Origin of the sequence: Comamonas sp. A7-5, from assembly GCF_039581385.1 — a bacterium.
In the GTDB taxonomy this organism is placed as follows: Bacteria; Pseudomonadota; Gammaproteobacteria; order Burkholderiales; family Burkholderiaceae_C; genus Comamonas; species Comamonas thiooxydans.
On the sequence record NZ_JBCPWO010000005.1, the window covers coordinates 72,518 to 91,498 of the forward strand.

17 protein-coding genes and 1 pseudogene are annotated in these 18,981 nt (G+C 50.0%); 7 read left to right on the plus strand and 11 right to left on the minus strand.

Features of this window, described 5'->3' with window-relative positions:
• Positions 1-21: 21 nt before the first annotated feature.
• From AAIL67_RS10650 to argB, 7 genes are all read right to left on the minus strand, one after another.
• Positions 22-465: a DUF2147 domain-containing protein gene (locus tag AAIL67_RS10650; protein ID WP_034377170.1), complete on the minus strand. Its 444-nt coding sequence runs from the start codon at positions 463-465 to the stop codon at positions 22-24.
• Between the two features lie 87 nt (positions 466-552).
• Positions 553-2,349: an acyl-CoA dehydrogenase C-terminal domain-containing protein gene (locus AAIL67_RS10655; protein WP_003068058.1), complete on the minus strand. Its 1,797-nt coding sequence runs from the start codon at positions 2,347-2,349 to the stop codon at positions 553-555.
• 77 nt (positions 2,350-2,426) lie between these two features.
• Entirely contained in the window at positions 2,427-3,221 is a 795-nt protein-coding gene (locus AAIL67_RS10660; RefSeq protein ID WP_156507092.1) for a TetR/AcrR family transcriptional regulator, read from the minus strand.
• Between the two features lie 175 nt (positions 3,222-3,396).
• On the minus strand, positions 3,397-4,092 hold the full coding sequence (gene slmA, locus AAIL67_RS10665) for a nucleoid occlusion factor SlmA (protein WP_343483987.1): 696 nt from the start codon (positions 4,090-4,092) through the stop codon (positions 3,397-3,399).
• A 175-nt stretch (positions 4,093-4,267) separates the two neighbouring features.
• Complete coding sequence (locus tag AAIL67_RS10670) at positions 4,268-5,767, minus strand: sensor histidine kinase (protein ID WP_063663801.1); 1,500 nt, start codon at positions 5,765-5,767, stop codon at positions 4,268-4,270.
• A 130-nt stretch (positions 5,768-5,897) separates the two neighbouring features.
• The gene (locus AAIL67_RS10675) at positions 5,898-6,617 is read right to left on the minus strand and encodes a response regulator transcription factor (RefSeq protein WP_003068054.1); all 720 of its coding nucleotides are present in this window, start codon (positions 6,615-6,617) and stop codon (positions 5,898-5,900) included.
• A gap of 157 nt (positions 6,618-6,774) precedes the next feature.
• Positions 6,775-7,674, minus strand: a complete 900-nt coding sequence (gene argB / locus AAIL67_RS10680; RefSeq protein ID WP_003068053.1) for an acetylglutamate kinase — start codon at positions 7,672-7,674, stop codon at positions 6,775-6,777.
• A gap of 141 nt (positions 7,675-7,815) precedes the next feature.
• Here argB and AAIL67_RS10685 point away from each other — a divergent pair, with 141 nt between their 5' ends.
• The 7 genes and pseudogenes from AAIL67_RS10685 to AAIL67_RS10715 all read left to right on the plus strand — a co-directional run bounded on the left by AAIL67_RS10685 (position 7,816) and on the right by AAIL67_RS10715 (position 13,078).
• A complete protein-coding gene (locus tag AAIL67_RS10685; RefSeq protein ID WP_224648967.1) occupies positions 7,816-8,925 on the plus strand; it encodes a glycosyltransferase in 1,110 nt (369 codons plus the stop codon).
• Between the two features lies 1 nt (position 8,926).
• Entirely contained in the window at positions 8,927-9,826 is a 900-nt protein-coding gene (locus tag AAIL67_RS10690) for a glycosyltransferase family 2 protein (RefSeq protein ID WP_343483989.1), read from the plus strand.
• On the plus strand, positions 9,823-10,635 hold the full coding sequence (locus tag AAIL67_RS10695; RefSeq protein WP_224648969.1) for a glycosyltransferase: 813 nt from the start codon (positions 9,823-9,825) through the stop codon (positions 10,633-10,635). The genes AAIL67_RS10690 and AAIL67_RS10695 overlap by 4 nt, the downstream gene beginning before the upstream one ends.
• Before the next feature lies 1 nt (position 10,636).
• Entirely contained in the window at positions 10,637-11,884 is a 1,248-nt protein-coding gene (locus tag AAIL67_RS10700; RefSeq protein ID WP_224648970.1) for an oligosaccharide flippase family protein, read from the plus strand.
• 192 nt (positions 11,885-12,076) lie between these two features.
• A pseudogene (locus AAIL67_RS10705) lies at positions 12,077-12,332 on the plus strand (DUF1153 domain-containing protein).
• The gene (locus tag AAIL67_RS10710; protein WP_224648971.1) at positions 12,329-12,589 is read left to right on the plus strand and encodes a hypothetical protein; all 261 of its coding nucleotides are present in this window, start codon (positions 12,329-12,331) and stop codon (positions 12,587-12,589) included. The pseudogene AAIL67_RS10705 and the gene AAIL67_RS10710 overlap by 4 nt, the downstream one beginning before the upstream one ends.
• A 51-nt stretch (positions 12,590-12,640) precedes the next feature.
• Positions 12,641-13,078: an integrase core domain-containing protein gene (locus tag AAIL67_RS10715; RefSeq protein ID WP_224648972.1), complete on the plus strand. Its 438-nt coding sequence runs from the start codon at positions 12,641-12,643 to the stop codon at positions 13,076-13,078.
• Positions 13,079-13,493: 415 nt separating this feature from the next.
• On the opposite strand, the gene AAIL67_RS10720 is transcribed toward AAIL67_RS10715, so the two are convergent.
• From AAIL67_RS10720 to glyS, 4 genes are read right to left on the minus strand one after another with little or no spacing between them, the layout of a single operon-like run.
• The gene (locus tag AAIL67_RS10720) at positions 13,494-14,585 is read right to left on the minus strand and encodes a hypothetical protein (protein ID WP_343483991.1); all 1,092 of its coding nucleotides are present in this window, start codon (positions 14,583-14,585) and stop codon (positions 13,494-13,496) included.
• Positions 14,572-15,711, minus strand: coding sequence for a hypothetical protein (locus AAIL67_RS10725; RefSeq protein WP_224648974.1), 1,140 nt, complete (start codon positions 15,709-15,711; stop codon positions 14,572-14,574). The genes AAIL67_RS10720 and AAIL67_RS10725 overlap by 14 nt, the downstream gene beginning before the upstream one ends.
• Positions 15,662-16,792, minus strand: a complete 1,131-nt coding sequence (wecB, locus tag AAIL67_RS10730; RefSeq protein WP_343483992.1) for a UDP-N-acetylglucosamine 2-epimerase (non-hydrolyzing) — start codon at positions 16,790-16,792, stop codon at positions 15,662-15,664. The genes AAIL67_RS10725 and wecB overlap by 50 nt, the downstream gene beginning before the upstream one ends.
• A gap of 21 nt (positions 16,793-16,813) precedes the next feature.
• Positions 16,814-18,928, minus strand: coding sequence for a glycine--tRNA ligase subunit beta (gene glyS, locus AAIL67_RS10735; RefSeq protein WP_343483994.1), 2,115 nt, complete (start codon positions 18,926-18,928; stop codon positions 16,814-16,816).
• Positions 18,929-18,981 lie beyond the last annotated feature (53 nt).

Genomic DNA, 18,981 nt, shown 5'->3' on the forward strand with positions numbered 1-18,981 from the left:
GGCTGTTTTCTGTCTTGAGATTTACTGAACGCGGATCCAGGTCTGGGTACGCCAGAAAGGACCGATGGAGCCGCGCACCTCCAGCTTCTGGCCGTCGTCGACGGGCGTCAGGCGCACGGTATAGGTCTTGCCGTTTTCGGGATCGAGAATCTTGCCGCCCTCCCAGACCTCCTTGCCCTCGACCTTTTTGACACCGCTGATCAGCGTCATGCCCACCACGGGCTTGTCCTTGAGCTCGTCCTTGCACTCGGTGCACAGCGCATTCGGGTCCGCACCCTTGCGCAGCAGGGCCTCGACCTTGCCCGTGACCACGCCGCCGGCCTCGGTGATCTTCACCTGCGCCTTGGGCGTGTTTTCCTTTTCATCCATGCTGCGCCAGGTGCCCACGGGCGACATCTGCGCCCAAGCGGCGGACATGCTGCCCGCTATCAATACCAGAGCTGCCACCGCTTTGATTTTTTTCATTTCCAAGTCCTTTATATTCAAAACAAGGGATGAATAGGCGCATACAGCTACTCTTTAAATAGCATCACAGCATGCGCCTGCGAAACATCAGGCCAGGGCCGCGTCGCTGTCCATCAGCGACTGGCTGCCGGCGCGAGCAGTGCGCATCAGCGTCGCCGTCTCGGGGAACAGCTTGGCGAAGTAAAAGCGCGCGGTCTGCAGCTTGCCCTGGTAGAAGGGATCGGCATTGCCGGCTGCGATCTCGCGCAGCGCCACCTGTGCCATGCGGGCAAACAGGTAGCCGAAGACCAGATGACCGGCCACACGCAGATAGTCCACGGCGGCGGCGCCGACTTCATCGGGGTTTTGCATGCCCTTGAAGCCGATCTCGGTGGTGAACTTGGTCATCTGCTCGCCCAGCATGGCAATGGGCGTGATGAACTCACTCATCTTCTCGTTGACGCCCTCTTCCTCCACCAACTGGGCGATCAGCTTGCCGAACTTCTTGAGCGTCGCGCCCTGGTTGCCCAGGATCTTGCGGCCCAGCAGATCCAGCGCCTGGATGCCGTTCGTGCCTTCATAGATCATGTTGATGCGCGCATCGCGCACAAACTGCTCCATGCCCCATTCCTTGATGAAGCCGTGGCCGCCGAAGACCTGCTGGCTCAGGGTTGTCGCCGTCCAGCCGTTGTCGGTGATGAAGGCCTTGACGATGGGCGTCAGCAGCGCCACCAGCTCGCCGCTGTCCTTGCGCACCTTCTCGTCCGGGTGGTGCAGCTCCTTGTCCAGCAGCAGGCCGCAGAAGGTGGACAACGCGCGGCCGCCTTCGGCATAGGCCTTGGCCGTGAGCAGCATGCGGCGCACATCGGGATGGACGATGATGGGGTCGGCCGGCTTGTCCTTGGCCTTCACGCCCGACAGGCTGCGCATCTGCAAGCGGTCCTTGGCATAGGCCAGCGCATTCTGGTAGGCCACTTCGGTCAGCCCCAGCGACTGGTTGCCCACGCCCAGACGGGCCGCGTTCATCATCACGAACATGGCTTGCAGACCCTTGTTGGGCTCGCCCACCAAGGTGCCGATGGCGCCGTCGATATTGATCTGGGCCGTGGCATTGCCGTGAATGCCCATCTTGTGCTCCAGCGCACCGCAGAAAATCGGGTTGCGCTCGCCCAGCGAACCATCGGCCTTCACCTTGAACTTGGGCACGACGAACAGGCTGATGCCCTTGGAGCCGACAGGCGCATCGGGCAGACGCGCCAGCACCAGGTGCACGATGTTGCTGGTGAAGTCGTGCTCGCCGGCCGAGATGAAGATCTTGTTGCCGGTGACACGATAGCTGCCGTCCGCCAGCGGCTCGGCCTTGGTGCGCAGCAGGCCCAGGTCAGTGCCGCAGTGCGGCTCGGTCAGGCACATGGTGCCGGTCCACTCGCCGCTGGTCAGCTTGCCCAGATAGGTCTTCTTCTGCTCCGGCGTGCCGTAAGCATGCAGGGCCTCATACGCGCCATGCGACAAACCGGGATACATGGTCCAGGCCTGATTGGCGCTGTTGAGCATTTCATACAGCGCCGAATTGAGCACGAAGGGCAAGCCCTGGCCGCCATACTCCGGATCGCAGGACAGAGCAGGCCAGCCACCTTCGATGAACTGCGCATACGCCTGCTTGAAACCCTTGGGCGTGGTGACCTCATGGGTCTCCTTGTTCAACGTGCAGCCCTCTTCATCGCCGGAGATATTCAAGGGAAAGGTGACATTGGCCGCAAATTTGCCCGCCTCTTCGACCACCGCGTTGATGGTGTCGGCATCGACCTCCGCGTACTTGGGAATCTGCTGATAGGTCTCGGTGACCTTGAAGACCTCGTGCATGAGGAATTGCATGTCACGCAGTGGCGGGTTGTAGCTGGGCATTTGTCGTCTCCTGTGATGGTTGCGCGTTGAACGGTTTGCTTTTTTGGGGTTGGAACTGACGCGGGTTGTGAATGGCGTCAGGCGGCTGGCGGCTCGCTGGCATAGCGCGCCAGAATGTTGTTGAAGCCTGCATGAGCCCGCTCTATCGAGCCCTCGCTATGCAGAAAGCGCGCCTCGTAATGCAGGGCAAGAATCAGGCCGTGAATTTCAAATAGCAACTGGCTGGCATCGGCATCGGCACGCAGATCGCCGCATTCCTGGCTTTGCACAATGGTGCGGCGCATGGCAGCCAGCCAGGTGCCGACGGACTCGGCCAGCGCATCGCGCACCGGGCCCGTGCGATCGTCGAACTCCACTGCTCCGCTGATATAGATGCAGCCGGAATCGATCTCTATGGAGGTGCGCTTCATCCAGTTGCCAAACAGCGCGCGCAGACGCGGAATGCCGCGCGGCGCCTCGATGGCGGGGTAGAAGACTTCCTGCTCGAAACGGTCGTGGTACTCGTGCACCACGGAAATCTGCAATTCCTCACGCGAGCCGAAATGGGCAAACACACCCGACTTGCTCATGCCCGTGAGTTCGGCAATCGCGCCAATGGACAGGCCTTCCAGCCCGATATGGGTGGCCAGATTGAGCGCTGCCTCGACAATCGTGGCCTTGGTTTGCTGACCTTTTGCGAGCGATCGGCCCGCGGACTTGGTGGCAGCCCCCTCTACGGCCCTACTGGGGCTAACCGCAGCTTGCGCCTCGGCGTGCAGCTTGCGAGACTTTGCGCTGGTCTTACTGCTCGCGGCCCCCCTGCGGCCAGCCAGATGCGCCGTATCCCGACCAGCGGGCGAAGTTGAAGAACGGGAAACGGGAGACGAGGCCATGAAACTCTCAATAAAACGAACGTTCGTTCTATTTTGCACAGTTTCCGGCCGATTTTGAATCCATCAAGGGTAAATACTTAGCCTTTCCTGCCCTGGTTTCTCCCGGCAGCCGACCACAAAAAACGCCGCCAGTCCTGAGACTGCGGCGTTCCTGAAAGAGTGCCTGAGGAGCGACTCAGACCACGACCATCATGGCCAGGCTGGCATCCAGGTGTTCGGTGGGCAGGCGGCGGAAGCCCGAGCGGGCATAGCGCTGCAGACGTCCCAGCGCAAACGAGGTCAGCACACTGGCAGCGACCGATGCTTCGGCCGTCGGTGCAGCAGAGCCCATGGCACCGGCGGCAGGACGCAGGCATTGACGCAAGGTGGACTCGATTCGGTCAAAGAACTGGTTCATGCGGGTCTGCAGACGCTCGTGCTCGAAAACAATGGCGTCGCCGACCATCACGCGCACCATGCCGGGATTCTTTTCGCCAAACTGCAGCAGCAATGCCACCACGCGATTGGCATTGCGCACGCTAGTGACCGGGTCATGCGCAGCGTCGGGCACATCACGGCCCACGATCTGCTGCACCAGCGTGAAGACGGACTGCTCGATGAACTCGATCAGGCCTTCGAACATCTGGGCCTTGCTGGCGAAGTGACGGTAGAGGGCCGCTTCGCTCACGCTCAAATGGGCGGCCAGGGCCGCCGTGGTAATGCGGTCGGCACCCGGCTTTTCCAGCATGGAGGCCAATGCCTGCAGGATTTGCTCGCGGCGTTCGCCGGGCTTGGGACGCTTGCGCGCAGGAGCCATGGCGGGAGCGGCAGGACTGTCCTCCGCGGGATTTTCAATATTGGAAACAGGCGACAGGACTTCAGACTCAGACATAGGCGACTCAGTATTTATTAGCAATTTTCTCACAGCCAGTTGCACTGTTAAGCACACGACTATCCTTACCGGCAGGCGTCAGGTGCGTCAAACCAACCTTAATAAACAGCAGGCTTGCGGTCTCCACCCCAACTTTCACCCCCGCTCTCACCAACACGCAAGCGTAACCGAGAAATTAACCTTTGAGAGCTTCAGATACCTCATGACTGCCTTCTGAAACTGATTGAACCGGAATTTCAAGTCTTACTAATAAGCCTTTACCGAAACTTCCATCTGCAAAACTCAGTACACCTTGATGCAATTGCGTTATTTCGTCGGCAATTGCCAGGCCCAGACCGGTTCCTTCTTCAATCACCCCCTGGGCGCGATAGAAACGCTGGGTAATCTGGCTGCGCTCTTCCTCAGGCACGCCGGGCCCGTCATCATCAACCTCGACAAAAGCCCATTGCTGCACACCCGCCATCTGCAGCAAGGTGGCGTCGTCCGTGCCCACGGGCCGGGGACGCAGACCGCAGCGCAGGGTGACGCTGCCGCCCCTAGGCGTGTACTTGATGGCGTTTTCCACCAGGTTGGAAACCAGTTCGCGCAGCAACCAGCTATGGCCCCAGACCGATGCAGGCTCGACCTCAAGGCCAAAGTCCAGATGCTTGATCGAGGCACGGTCGATAAAGGTCTCGAGCATGCTCTCGCAAAGTTCCTTGAGGTCCACCTCCTGCAGCGGCTGCACCTCGGCATTGCGCGCATCGGCACGCGACAGAGCCAGCAGCTGACGCGCCAGCTGGGAGGTGCGCCGGGTTGCATCGCGCAACTGCTCGATCTGCTCCACCGTGAGCACGACCTGTGCCTGCTCGCCCGTACGCTTGGCTAGGCGCCTGGCCTCCTGTCCGCTCAGGGCCCAGGCCTCCACCTGTGTCTGCAAGGCCGCCAGTGGCGTGCGCAGCTGGTGGGCCGCATCGGCGACGAAACGGCGCTGGCCTTCGGCCTGTGCATTGACCAGGGAGAACAGGCGATTGAGCGAGCGCACCAGCGGGCGGACCTCGGCTGGTGAGGTCTGCTCGTCAATCGGGCTCAGATCGCGTGGCGAGCGGCGCTCCACCGCCTGGGTCAGCTTGTGCAGCGGCTTGAAGGCCCGGCTCACCGACCAGTAAATGGCCACGGCCGCGCCCGCAATCAGCAGCAGATTGGGCAGCAGCACATGCATCAGCAACTGGCGCACCCATTGCTGGCGCACATCGCTGCTGTCGGCCAGCATGACGACCATCTCGCCGGCGCCATAGGTTTCGGCCTTGAGCACGGCAACGCGATAGGTCACACCGTCGTGCTCCTGGCTATGGAATTCCGCCGTGCCAGTCGCCGGCACATCGAAGTTGATCCAGGTATCGCCTGCCACCACATTGCCCTGCAGATCGCCCACGGCATAGCCTGCTTCATCGCCCTGATTGCGCAAAAAGTCTTCGACGCTTGGCGTCAGCGACACCAGCGGCGGCGTGCCGTCCGCAATCGAGGGCGCGAGCACCGAATCGGCCAGGGCCGGCAGCAAGCGCAACAAACGCTGGTCATGCTGGGTGGAGGCCTCATCGGCGGCGCTGTAGCTGAACCAGCCACCCATGGCCGCCAACAGCATCAGCGGCACCAAAAGCAGAACCAGCAGCCGAAAACGCAGATTGGCGGTCATTAATGTTTATTGAATGAGAACTCGGAGTATTCAATTTTCATAGCTGCAAGCGCTTCATTAATAACCGATTCAGATATATAAATAACTGAATTCCATATCAATCAATCGCTGACAGCTATCAAATAGAGAATCAAACAGATTCAGGCATCAACTCCAGCCGATAACCGAAACCGCGAATGGAGCGCAGGGCCACGCCATGCGGCTCCAGTTTGCTGCGCAGGCGGGACACATAAACTTCCACGGCATTTGGCGTGATTTCACGGTCCCAACCGGTCAGGGCCTGCAGCAGCTTTTCTTTGCTGGCGGGCTTGGGGGCATTGAGCAAAAGATACTCCAGCACCGTCCATTCACGTGGCCCCAGATCGATGGGCAGCAGCTTGCCTTCAGTTTCGCCTTCCTGCGGCAGCTGGCGTGCGCCGGCGCGGCGGCCAGCCGTATCCAGTTCGATACAGCCAAAGTTCAGGACAGCAGAAGTGGCTGCCTGGGAGCGGCGCATCAGCGCACGCAGGCGCGCCAGCAACTCGGGCAGCTCGAAAGGCTTGACCATATAGTCGTCGGCACCCCAGTCCAGGCCTTGCACCCGGTCCTGCAGCGCATCGCGCGCCGTGAGGATCAACACCGGCATGGCCTTGCTTTCCACATCGCTGCTGCGCAGGCGACGCGTCAGCTCCAGGCCGTTGATGCCCGGCAGGCCGATATCGATCACCGCCACATCGAACGCTTCCTGGGCCAGCACTTCCAGTGCACGCTCGGCACTGCCCACCCAGTCCACGGCATAACCGGCATCGGAAAGACCCAGCTTGATACCGCTGGCCACCATCACATCATCTTCCACCAGAAGCAAACGCATAAAGTCCTACCTCGCTCAAAAACAAAAGCCGCCCAAAGGCGGCTTGCAGCGGAGTCCTGAGCGCGACTCCACCCGGGAAAGCCCTGCGGCGATGTTAACGCCATATGTGAAAAGTCACTCGAGAAGAGCAACCACATGTCAGGGCCAGACAGGCTCATCAATGGCTGCGAATCATCGTGCCATACGCCTGGTCCGTCAAAATTTCCAGCAGCATGGAATGCGGCACGCGTCCATCGATGATGTGCACCGCATTCACACCCGCCTTGGCAGCGTCCAGAGCGCCCGAAATCTTGGGCAGCATGCCGCCGGAAATCGTACCGTCGGCAAACAGCGCATCAATCTCGCGCGCCGTCAGATCCGTCAGCAGATTGCCTGCTTTGTCCAGAACGCCCGGAGTGTTGGTTAAAAGCACCAGCTTTTCAGCTTGCAACACTGTTGCGAGTTTGCTTGCAACCACGTCGGCGTTGATGTTGTAACTTTCGTTCTCCTCACCAAAACCGATAGGGCTGATCACTGGAATGAAAGCATCGTCCTGCAGCGCCTTCACCACACTGGGGTCGATGGCAACGATATCGCCCACCTGACCCACATCGTGCTCGATGCTCGGATCCTTGTTATCCAGCATCTTGAGCTTCTTGGCACGAATCAAGCCACCATCTCGCCCCGTCAGGCCCACGGCCTTGCCGCCGGCCTGATGGATCAGACCCACGATGTCCTGCTGCACCTCGCCGGCCAGCACCCACTCCACCACTTCCATGGTCTCTTCATCCGTGACACGCATGCCCTGAATGAATTCACCCTTCTTGCCTAGACGACCCAGCGCCGCTTCAATCTGAGGCCCACCACCATGAACCACCACAGGGTTAATCCCCACCAGCTTGAGCAACACCACATCTTCCGCAAAGTCCGCCTGCAGGGCAGGATCGGTCATGGCATTGCCGCCATACTTGATGACCATGGTCTTGCCATGGAACTTGCGGATGTAGGGCAGCGCTTGCGCGAGGATTTCGGCTTTGTCGCGGGGGGCGATCTGGGTGGTGGGGTCAATGGTGGTCATAGATCAAGGCTCTGTCCCGTGGGACAATGTTCAAGTCAGATGGGCTGCATTGTGCCGCAAATGCTCTTGGAGACGAGCAAGATGCCAACTTCCCCGAGTCAGCCTCCCACGATATAAAACAATTCCACGTCCACTCACTCCATGAATTCGATTATTTTCTCTGTTCAAGAGTTATTCAGGTATGACGCGTTTCTTGCGGGCTTGGCCTCCTTTATTACCTGCCTGCTATTGGTTACCACAAAGAAATGGCATGGCAGCTTGTCCATGGATACCACTGATGGCCTGCAAAAATTCCATACCAATCCCACACCTCGAATCGGCGGTATTGCGATTGCCATTGGAGTATTCGTAGGCTATGCAGTATCCAGCCACGGCATCGCTGCAGCAGAAAAACGCGCCATTCTCAGTGCCATATTGCTTGCAGGCATACCAGCCTTTGTTTTCGGCCTCATGGAAGACATCACAAAAAAAGTCTCCGTCAAGGTGCGCCTGCTCGCCACCATGGCTTCCGGTGTGCTGGGCTGGGGTATTACAGGCACATCACTGACACATGTGGATATCTGGGGGATAGACTGGCTTTTGAGCTTTACTCTGATTTCCGTCATATTCACCGCCTTTGCTGTCGGCGGCGTTGCCAACGCCATCAATATCATCGATGGCTTCAATGGCCTAACGGCGGGTACAGCCATTATCATGCTTGCTGCCTTTGGATTTATCGCACGCCAAGTGGGAGATATCCCACTAGCCTTCACCTGCCTCATTATTGCAGGTGCCGTCATGGGATTTTTTTTAGTGAATTGGCCGGCAGGAAAAATCTTCCTGGGTGACGGCGGCGCCTATTTTCTGGGTTTCATGCTGGCATGGATTTCAGTTCTCCTACCCGAGCGCAACACCTCTGTTTCACCCTGGACCAGTCTGTTGATCTGCTCCTACCCGATTATTGAGGTCGGATTCAGTTTTGTCAGAAAGACGATTCGAGAAGGCTACCACCCCAGCCAGCCCGATGGCGTGCATCTGCATATGCTGGCCAACAAACGCTGGGCCAAGAAAGCATTCTCCAGCTTTTCCAAACCTATCCAGAATGGCTTGACTTCACCCTTCCTCTGGATGTATGCGGCCGTTCCCTGCCTGATGGCGGTATTAACCTACCAAAACAAATGGCTGACGGCCAGTTGCTTTTTCATTAGCGTGATTTGCTATCTGGCGTTCTACAGCAAGCTGGCCTATTTCCGCTGGATCCCAAAAAAATAAAATGAATAACACTTTTTGTATAGTTGTCACCTTTAATCCAGATTTAGATCATCTAACAAAATTTATAGAGAAATTAGATCAACAATTTAATAAAGTAATTATTGTTGATAACTCTTCGAAAGATAAATTTTTTGTAGAAAGCCTAGAAAAAAAATCTTCCAAAATTAAATTTTTTTTAAATGATGATAATTTAGGCATCGGAAAAGCACAAAACATCGGGATACATTGGGCCCTTAATCAAAATGCATCTCATATAGCCGTTTTTGATCAAGACAGCCTTATACAAGACGACTATTTAGAATCTTTACTAAAGGAAGAAGAGAACCTTAAAAGGTTAGGAAAACAAATTGCGGCAATAGGACCTATTTTAGTAGATGAAGCAACAGGCAATAGAATTCCATTCTTCCAGTATGGAAAATTTAAAAAAAGAAGAGTTTTTCTAACTAAAGAAAATACAACAGTTGAGTGTTTTTCGCTTCTCAGCTCCGGAACCTTAATGAATAGAAAAGCAGTGCTAGAAGTGGGGTTCTACAATGAAGAGTTATTTCTAGAATATGTTGACATTGAATGGGGAGCTCGTGCCAGAGATCTGGGCTTTTTATCATATGGTACATCTGCAACTACATTGACTCACAACCTAGGTGATGAACGTCTCCATCTCTTCTCCATTGTAATTCCCTTGCATAGCCCTTTACGCCATTACTACACAATGCGAAACGGCATCTATATGCAAAAAATGAAATTCGTTCCGTTTAGCTGGAAGCTGAATGACGCCATTAGATTAATTAGAAGCTTTATTCTATTCTCTATATTTAATCCACCTCGATTAAAACAGGTTTATTTTATGCTAAAAGGGCTTATTCACGGCTGCAAAAATAAAATGGGGAAATATAAATCATGACTGAAAAATTTTCCGTCCTAATGTCTGTTTACTCCAAGGAAAGTCCACAATTTTTAGACAACTCCATTCAAAGTATCTGGTCTGCACAAAAATTAAAGCCTAGCCAAATAGTACTAGTACAAGATGGTCAGTTAGGTAAACCGATCCTAGACGTAATTGAAAAATGGAAACGCTTGATCGGCCCATCCTTTCTAACGGTAGAGTTGAAAAATAATGTTGGCCTAGCTAAAGCATTAAATAGCGGCCTAAAATTTTGTAATTACGATTTGATCGCCAGAATGGATACTGACGACATCGCATTACCAGAACGATTTGAAGAGCAAGTTAAACTAATGACTCAGAATCCTGAGGTCACTGTTAGTAGCGCATTTATTGAAGAATGGGACAACACTCTAAGCAGCCTAATAGGAACTAGAACGCTTCCATATTCGCATCTTGAGATCATAAAATTCGCTAAGACTAGATCTCCTATAAATCATCCATGCGCCATTTTCAGAAAATCAAAAATTGAAGCATATGGAGGGTATCCAGAAATTTACCCTGAAGACTATGCACTATGGGGAACCCTTCTAAATAAAGGTGAGATTTTTAAAAATATTCCTAAAGTTTTATTAAAGATGAGAGCCGGCGATGCAATAACCCAACGTCGAGGATATAAGTTTTTAAAAGGAGAAGTGAAAATATTTATTTATTTTGAAAAAATAGGATTTATAAACAAACTCGAGCTTTTATTTAACATAATTACAAGATCCATTATACGACTTTCTCCAAATTATATAAAAAAAATTCTCTACAAGACGCTAAGATAAAATGCAGAATAAATTTGCAATCCCGAAATATATAAGCAATTTTTTCTGGATTTTTAGCGAACGAGGATTTTCATTAATCACGGGAGTATTAAGCAGTGCGTTTCTTGCTCGAGCACTCAGCGTTGAGAATTATGGAATATTTCAATATACTCTATCAATTTTTAGTTTATTTCTAGCCATCACTTATTTTTGCGGGTCAGAATATTTAACTCCAAAAATCGCAGAATGCTCAAACACCCATCAGCTATCTGAATTAGTTAGCTCTGCATTTTATGTCAGATTATCTTTCTCAATATTTTCATCAATTTTATTGATTTTATACTTATTATCCACTAAAAACGGATACTTCTTAATACCTTTAATTATTCCTTTAATATTAAAAGAGCCATTATCGATCTCCATAAACTGGTTTCAAGCAAGCTCAAAAAATAAAATACCGTCAAATATTCAAATATTTTTTTCGACAGTCAAATTAGTTATTATTGTAATAACATATGAAAAATTAAAAGATAATCTATTATTTTTCATAATAATCTATTGCATAGATTTTTCCATATCCCCTTTAATTCTATTTTATTTCTTCAAAAAGTATTCAAAAATTAAACTCGTTAGTTTTTCATCCGAGAAGTACTTAACGACCTTAAAGACGTCATGGAAATTTGGCATAGGTCTTATTTTCATGATTAGCCTTCAGAAAATAGACAAGATCTTCCTAAAAGAGTCAATATCAAGCTACGATTTTGGGGTTTACTCTACCGCATCGCAAATACTTGAAAACACATTTATACTAGTTTCACTTTTTATTGTTTTACTAGCCCCTAGCAAAGTATACACAAAAGATAATATTAATGATATTAAAAAATCTGTTCTTGAGTTAACGAAATTTTCAATCGCCTTTTATGCGCTTATCTATTTTTTCTTTTACCTATTTTCCGAGGTTATCTTCAACTTGGTTTTTGGAGCGAAATTCCAAGATGCATCACAAATTTTCATGAGAATGGGAGGGATATTATTTTTCTATACTCTAGATATTTCTTTGTCTACATTTTTTAATAAAATAAGCCATGGAGGATTAATAATGAAAAAGTGGATTTTTTCATTATTAATATCCATTATATTAATGTTGGTATTAGTTCCAAATCACGGAATTAATGGAGCCATTATTTCCATTACTATTGGATATGGATTCAGTAGTCTCTATAGTTTATTGAATTTCATAAAATACAAACCAAATATATTTATCAACTAGCTTTGATTCCGATCCAAGACCTCGTACAGGTAGTTGCGGAAACTAACTTCAACAGAATTATTGCGCTTTTAGATAAATCATCACTTTATGGCCGGTCTAAACCTGCTCAGTTGCTACCTTCGAGAGGAAGACACCATGAATACGTTGGTGAACGAAGAGATCAAGTGCTGAACAACGAAGCGCAAGACGGCATTGGTACTGGAAATCATCTAGGGCAAGACCAGCATGGCCGAGGCCAATCGCTCCTATGACCTAGCGCTCTCGGAGATCGAGAGCTGGGTGGAGGACGACCGTAAAAGGATGAAGAATGCACTGAAGGCCAACCCGCAGGACGTGCGCGAGCAGTACGAGCGCTAGCTGAAGGAACTCCAGGAGGCCTACGTTGAAGCGATTCTGGAGCTTCGCACAAGGAAAAAAGCCGTCCCTGCAGGGCGAGGACGAGAAGTGATCGAGACGATCCGCCAGGGACTGCAGGCCGATGGCATTACCGTCTCGATCTCCAAGCTGTGCCGCTGGTTTGATGTGCTCAGGCGCGCCATGTACTACCGCCCAGTCAAGGCTGCGCCAAAGTTGCAGGATCGATTGGTGTCGCGGATCAAGGCAATGATCGGGGAGAACCCATCCTTCGGCTATCGAACGGTGGCGCATCTGCTGGGGCTCAACAAGAACACGGTGCAGCGCATCTTCCAGATAAAAGGCTGGTAGGTGCGAAAGCGCCCGGTAGGCTTCAGGCCCACGATCCAATCCCTGCCCTCGGTGGCCAAGGCACTGAATGAGCGCTGGGCCACCGACATGTGCCGGGTCTGGACCGGACGGGATCGCTGGACCACGATGGCCCTGGTGATCGATTGTCACAGCCGGGAACTGCTGGGCTGGCACCTGTCGCGTAGCGGGAGATCCAAGACGGCGGAGTCAGCACTGGAGCAGGCGCTGATCGCACGGTTCGGGACGCTCGGGCGCGTGCCTGCTCGGTTCCTACTGCGCTCGGACAATGCGCTGGTCAGAAGCTATGGCCTGCGTCAGGAATTCATCACGCCGCATAGTCCCGAGCAGAATGGCTTGGTCGAGCGGGTGATTCATACGCTCAAGGAGCAATGCGTGCATCGGCACCGGTTCGAATCGCTGCAGCATGCCAGTCGTCTGATTGGAGAAGGGATCCACTTCTACAACCACCGGCGCCCGCACAGGCGCTGAACATGAGAGCACCCGCTGAGGCATTTGCATTAGCGGCCTGACCTGTGCAGGTTCTGCTGGGTCAATACAGAAGTCCCTCGGCGGACCAACCCGGTGGCTCATACCCAAAGGCTGATGCAAAACCCGTTAATTAATCACTGGACTCAAAAGCCCAGTGCTACTGAAAACAGGAGGACGTCGCAACCACCGGCGCCCGCACCAGGCACTGGATATGAGAACACCCGCTGAGCTTATGCATTAGCATGTCTAACCTATACAAGTTTTGCCGGGACAATACATCTCTCGCCACCGGCCTCCAAACCAAGTACTGAAAGTCCGAATACCATCGGACACATTTTCATTAGCACTCCCAACCTTTGTATAGGTTTGCATGATTTAATAATAAATTTACTTATAAATAGGGAAATATATAATATCAATATTTTTTTCTATTTAAATATGCACCTAAAACTTCCAGCAAAAAAATAGTCACACATGAAAACAAATAAACTCTATATCTAGGCTGAGAGTTTCCAAAAAAAATCACCGAATATACTGATGCTTGAAAAAAGGTGTAACAAAATAATAGATAGTATTTTTTTATCGTCTTTAGAAAAATATCAAATCTCAATAAAACAAATATAAAAGCAATATAATTTAGTATCGATTGATAGAATTCCAAAAACAATAAAATTAATGGTCTCTCATTATAATCCCAATTAATTCTAAATGGAAATGGAAGGAAGAAGAATCTAATTAAACCAATGAAGTAATCCAGTAAAATTATTCCACTTGGAGTGTAGCTTGATCCATAAGATTGCAAATCATCTAATGCAATCTTATTTAAATCCTCTATAGATGAAAGAACCTTATCATTCAAATAACTATTGTTAAAAACAAGAAAAATACCCAAAAAAAACATTAATGCCATTAACAAAGGATATTTTTTTATTATTTTTAATAAAATAATAATTAGAAAATTGTATGGCCTCAGAAAATGGCTAATCATTGCAAACCAGACGCCAAAAGCCATTCGTCCTTTTTCAATAAAAAAAATAGAAATTAAAGTCACAAAAAAAAGGAATGTATCCTTATACATATGAAGGGCCACATAATAAACCCCAGGCGTCAGAATTAAAATAAGCAAAAATAAACTATCTTTTAATTTTTCTATATTACCTATATATTTATACAATAATACAAAACAAAAATATAAAACCACTGCATTCAATATCAATGCAACATTAACATTTTCTCCAAAAATATAAAACGCCGAGTACAGTATTAATGGATATGCAACTGCATGTCCGGAATATACTTTTACATAATCCAAAATATCTTCAAAACTTTGAAAGTTACTTCTCAATGCACTCACAGACTCTAAAAAATATTTATAATCATCAGACCCAGATGTCATTCCATAAAAAATATAACTTTCACTATCTGATGAATTTAAAAGGAAAATAAAAGATGAAAAAATTAAAATATATGCGAATAATCCGAAAAATAAATATTTATTTAATTTCATAATTTATTCTAGAAATAATGAAATCAGTTCTTACATCCCATGTATTATCAACAATAAATTTCAAGGCATCACTTTTTTCATATTTTCTATTATTTTTATTCAACAACTCATCCACCTCTTCCAACAATCCATTTAAATCATCATACAAATTAACAAACCTAGAGAATCTTTCAGTTTCTTTATATCTAGGTGCTAATATCGGCTTCAGAAATGATACATATTCATAAAGCTTGACTGGATCAACCGCCTCTATCAAAGAATTTACCTTGAATGGCATTATTAGAGCATCACAATCATCAGAAAATTTCTTCAATTGCTCATGCCTCAATACCCCACAGTATTCAATACGGCTATTTGTGGGCATTTCTTTCTCACACGGACCAGCCAATTTAAAATAAACGTTATCAAATTTTCTCAAAATTTCATGTATAGCATCCCAGTCAAACCACTCGGCGATTGCCCCAAAATAACCAATAACAAACTTCCCTGACTCCACTTCACTTAATTCATTATCGGAGCTCAAAGAATCTACAAAATACTTGGCGCATCCATTGTTAACAACAAAACTCTTATTTATCTCAGAAGGAAGAATTTTTCTCCTCATTAGAGTTTCACTAGAAAAAAATAAAATATCTGACTGGGCTATCAGATTTCTTTCATCGCTTATCATTTTTTTATTTTCTTTTTTCCAAAAAAGCTGATGATCATCCATGCAATCATAAATTATTTTAGTATTACTTGGTTTAAATCGCAAAACCCCCGAGAAAACTGGATGAGTTAGCCATAAAATATCTGGCCTTTCCCACAACATTCTAAAAGATATTTGAAAATTAACAATAAAGCAGTTTAAAATATAAAAAATGCCATACTTAGATATAAAACGATCAGGAAGCTTGAAGAAAACATTTGAATTAAAACCAGGTAAAACATGCCCTGACTTTAACTTCTTTTTGTAAATAATAGGATGAAATAAATTAATATTATATTTTCTCGACAATCCTTCTGCAAAAAAATGAGGTCGTTGCTTAATCCAGCCCCAATTTACATGCATGACATAGAATATTTTTTTCATTGCATTAAATAAGTTCTGATAAAAAATCATTAATCCTTTTGCTTGCGGATCCATCACCATATGGATTACTAGCTGCACTCATCTTTTTATACAATTCACGATCACCTAATATCTCAGAAACTCCCGTATAAATAGTTTCTGCATTTGTTCCAACCAGTCTAATGGTTCCTGCTTTAATTCCTTCTGGACGCTCAGTAGTATCACGCATGACTAGCACTGGCTTTCCCAAAGAAGGGGCCTCTTCTTGAATCCCTCCGGAATCCGTTAAAATAATACTAGACCGATCCATCAGATAAACAAAAGGTAAATAATCTTGAGGATCTATTAAATGAATATTCTTAATTGATCCTAAGAAGCTCCTCACGGGCTCTTGAACATTGGGATTAAGATGCACCGGATAGACTATTTTCACATTTTCATTATCAGATGCGATTCTCATCAATGCCTTACAAATCCGCTCAAAACCCTCACCAAAATTTTCTCTTCTATGACCAGTGACGAGAATAATTTGGTCGCCTTCATCCAGGAATTTAAATTTATTATCAAATCCCACTTTTAATTCCTTATTGGAATTAATCATTTCACGGATTTTTAACAAGGAGTCGATTACAGTGTTTCCTGTAACATAAATAGAATTAGGTTCTACACCTTCTTTTATAAGATTTTCTTTTGATTCCTGTGTTGGGGAAAAATTAAAATTTGACAAGACACTGGTTAATTTTCGATTAGCTTCTTCTGGCCATGGCGAATAGATATTTCCAGTACGCAGCCCTGCCTCTATGTGCCCAACAGCAATTTTCTTATAGAAGGCCGCCAATGATGCTGCGAAGGTTGTAGAAGTATCCCCATGCACTAATACGAGATCTGGTGTCCACTTTGAAAAGACATCTCTCAGTCCAAGTAATACGCCTGATGTTATATCACTCAGATCTTGCCTAGACTTCATCAAATTCAAATCAAAATCCGGTTCTATCTCAAATAGCCGAAGCACCTGATCCAACATTTGCCGATGCTGTCCCGTAACACACACACGGGTTTCAAATAAACTATTACCTTTTAATACATTTACTAAAGGAGCCATTTTGATGGCCTCAGGACGTGTTCCAAAAACACACAGTACTTTTTTAGTAGTCATATTAAGTAATATTAATTAAAATTATCGTGCAAGAATAGATAGATCAGAGAATTGATTCATGGATTCATGAAGCATAACCAAAAGGCCCAGTCTGTTTGCCTTGAGAGCCGGGTCTTCGGCATTGACCATGACTTGCTCAAAGAATGCATCGACCGAGGCACGCAATGCTGCCAGGGTTTGCAGGCTGGCGGTGTAATCACCTGCTGCAAACTGTTGCTGAGCTTTGGGCGCCACCTGCTGCAGCACTGCATACAGGTCTTTTTCGGCCTGCTCCGCCAGCAGCCCCTCGTTCACCTGCGGCTGAATGTCGGTTTCGGCCTTCTTCAGGATATTGCCCACGCGCTTGTTGGCTGCGGCCAGGGCCGGAGCTTCGGGCAGGGTCGCAAAGGCTCGCACGGCTTCCAGGCGCTTTTGCACGTCGGACAGGCGCTGTGGCTGCAAGGCCAGCACGGCTTCCACTTCCTGGGCGCTGTAGCCTTGTTCGCGGAACATATTGGCCAGGCGGTCGTAGATGAATTCGACCAGCTGGGGCGTGGCGTCCTGGATCTTGTCGCCAAAGGCGGGCAAGGTGCTGACCAGCAGGGTTTCCAGATCCAGCTCCAGATCCTTTTCGACCAGCATGCGGATCACGCCCAGCGCATGACGGCGCAGGGCGAAGGGGTCGCGGTCGCCGGTGGGCAGGTTGCCGATACCGAACATGCCCACCAGGGTTTCGAGCTTGTCGGCCAGGGCCACGATCACGCCGACATCGCCGCGCGGCAGTTCGTCGCCGGCAAAGCGAGGCTTGTAGTGGTCTTCGATGGCATCGGCCACGGCCACATCCAGGCCGTCGTTCTGGGCGTAGTAGCGGCCCATGATGCCCTGCAGCTCGGGGAACTCGCCCACCATGTCGGTGACCAGATCGGTCTTGGCCAGCATGGCGGCCTGGTCGGCCAGACGGCCCAGTTCGGAGTTGCCCAGCTGCTGGGCAATGCTCTTGGCGATGGCGCGTACGCGGGCAATGCGCTCGCCCTGCGTGCCCAGCTTGTTGTGATAGACCACCTTGTCCAGTTGCTCAACGCGGCTGGCCAGGGTCTTTTTGCGGTCCTGGTCGAAGAAGAACTTGGCGTCCGCCAGGCGGGGGCGCACCACACGTTCGTTGCCGCCGACCACGGCCGACGCGTCCTGGGGCTGGATGTTGCTGACGATCAGGAACTGATGGGTCAGCTTGCCATTGGCGTCCAGCAGCGGGAAGTATTTCTGATTGGCCTTCATGGTCAGGATCAGGCATTCCTGGGGCACGGCCAGGAATTCCTTCTCGAATTCGCAGACCAGCACATTGGGGCGCTCGACCAGGGCCGTCACCTCGTCCAGCAGGGCCGGGTCGTCGATGGGGCGCACGTCGCCGCCAATGCGTTCGGCAGCCGCCTGCAGCTGGCGGGCGATATCGGCACGGCGCTCGGTGAAGCTGGCGATCACGGCGCCCTCTTCACGCAGTTGCTCTGCATAGCTGTCGGCGTTCTGGATGACCACGGGGTCCACAGCTGCTTCAAAGCGGTGACCATGCGTGGCAGCGCCGGCGGTCAGGCCCAGGGCCTTCACGCCGATCAGCACCTGGGTGCCATGCATCACGACCAGGCCGTGGGCCGGGCGCACAAAGTGCACGCTGGTCCAGCCGTCCTGCAACTGGTAGCGCATGACCTTGGGGATGGGCAGCTTGGCCAGGGCTTCGTCCAGCGCCTTTTGCACGCCATCGGTCAGCAGCACGCCCTTGGCCGTGGATTCGTAGAACAGGGCTTCGGCCTTGCCTTCGCCCTGGCGCTTCAGAGCGGCCACTGCGGATTCGTCGGCCCCCAAGGCCGCCAGTTTCTTGAGCAGTGCCGCCGTGGGCTTGCCTTCGGCATCCAGCGCCACCGAGACAGGCATCAGCTTTTGCGAGACAGCCTTGTCTTCGGCCTGGGGCAGCACTTCGGTGATGTGCACGGCCAGACGGCGGGGCGACGCGTAGGCCGTCAGGCGCGACTCGGTCGATGCCAGCAGTCCCTGGGCCTTGAGCTGCTCGAAGATGACAGCGGCAAAAGCATCGCCGAGCTTTTGCAGTGCCTTGGGAGGCAGCTCTTCGACAAACAGTTCAACCAGTAGATTCGATGCGTTCATGATGATCTTGATAGCCGCCAGCGCTTGCTAGATCCAGGCTGGCCGCTGAAATT

Bases quoted from the DNA above. Each gene is read 5' to 3' on its own strand.
- AAIL67_RS10650 (WP_034377170.1), bottom strand. From the start codon at position 465: ATGAAAAAAATCAAAGCGGTGGCAGCTCTGGTATTGATAGCGGGCAGC.
- AAIL67_RS10655 (WP_003068058.1), bottom strand. From the start codon at position 2,349: ATGCCCAGCTACAACCCGCCACTGCGTGACATGCAATTCCTCATGCAC.
- AAIL67_RS10660 (WP_156507092.1), bottom strand. From the start codon at position 3,221: ATGGCCTCGTCTCCCGTTTCCCGTTCTTCAACTTCGCCCGCTGGTCGG.
- slmA (WP_343483987.1), bottom strand. From the start codon at position 4,092: ATGTCTGAGTCTGAAGTCCTGTCGCCTGTTTCCAATATTGAAAATCCC.
- AAIL67_RS10670 (WP_063663801.1), bottom strand. From the start codon at position 5,767: ATGACCGCCAATCTGCGTTTTCGGCTGCTGGTTCTGCTTTTGGTGCCG.
- AAIL67_RS10675 (WP_003068054.1), bottom strand. From the start codon at position 6,617: ATGCGTTTGCTTCTGGTGGAAGATGATGTGATGGTGGCCAGCGGTATC.
- argB (WP_003068053.1), bottom strand. From the start codon at position 7,674: ATGACCACCATTGACCCCACCACCCAGATCGCCCCCCGCGACAAAGCC.
- AAIL67_RS10685 (WP_224648967.1), top strand. From the start codon at position 7,816: ATGAATTCGATTATTTTCTCTGTTCAAGAGTTATTCAGGTATGACGCG.
- AAIL67_RS10690 (WP_343483989.1), top strand. From the start codon at position 8,927: ATGAATAACACTTTTTGTATAGTTGTCACCTTTAATCCAGATTTAGAT.
- AAIL67_RS10695 (WP_224648969.1), top strand. From the start codon at position 9,823: ATGACTGAAAAATTTTCCGTCCTAATGTCTGTTTACTCCAAGGAAAGT.
- AAIL67_RS10700 (WP_224648970.1), top strand. From the start codon at position 10,637: ATGCAGAATAAATTTGCAATCCCGAAATATATAAGCAATTTTTTCTGG.
- AAIL67_RS10720 (WP_343483991.1), bottom strand. From the start codon at position 14,585: ATGAAATTAAATAAATATTTATTTTTCGGATTATTCGCATATATTTTA.
- AAIL67_RS10725 (WP_224648974.1), bottom strand. From the start codon at position 15,711: ATGGATCCGCAAGCAAAAGGATTAATGATTTTTTATCAGAACTTATTT.
- wecB (WP_343483992.1), bottom strand. From the start codon at position 16,792: ATGACTACTAAAAAAGTACTGTGTGTTTTTGGAACACGTCCTGAGGCC.
- glyS (WP_343483994.1), bottom strand. From the start codon at position 18,928: ATGAACGCATCGAATCTACTGGTTGAACTGTTTGTCGAAGAGCTGCCT.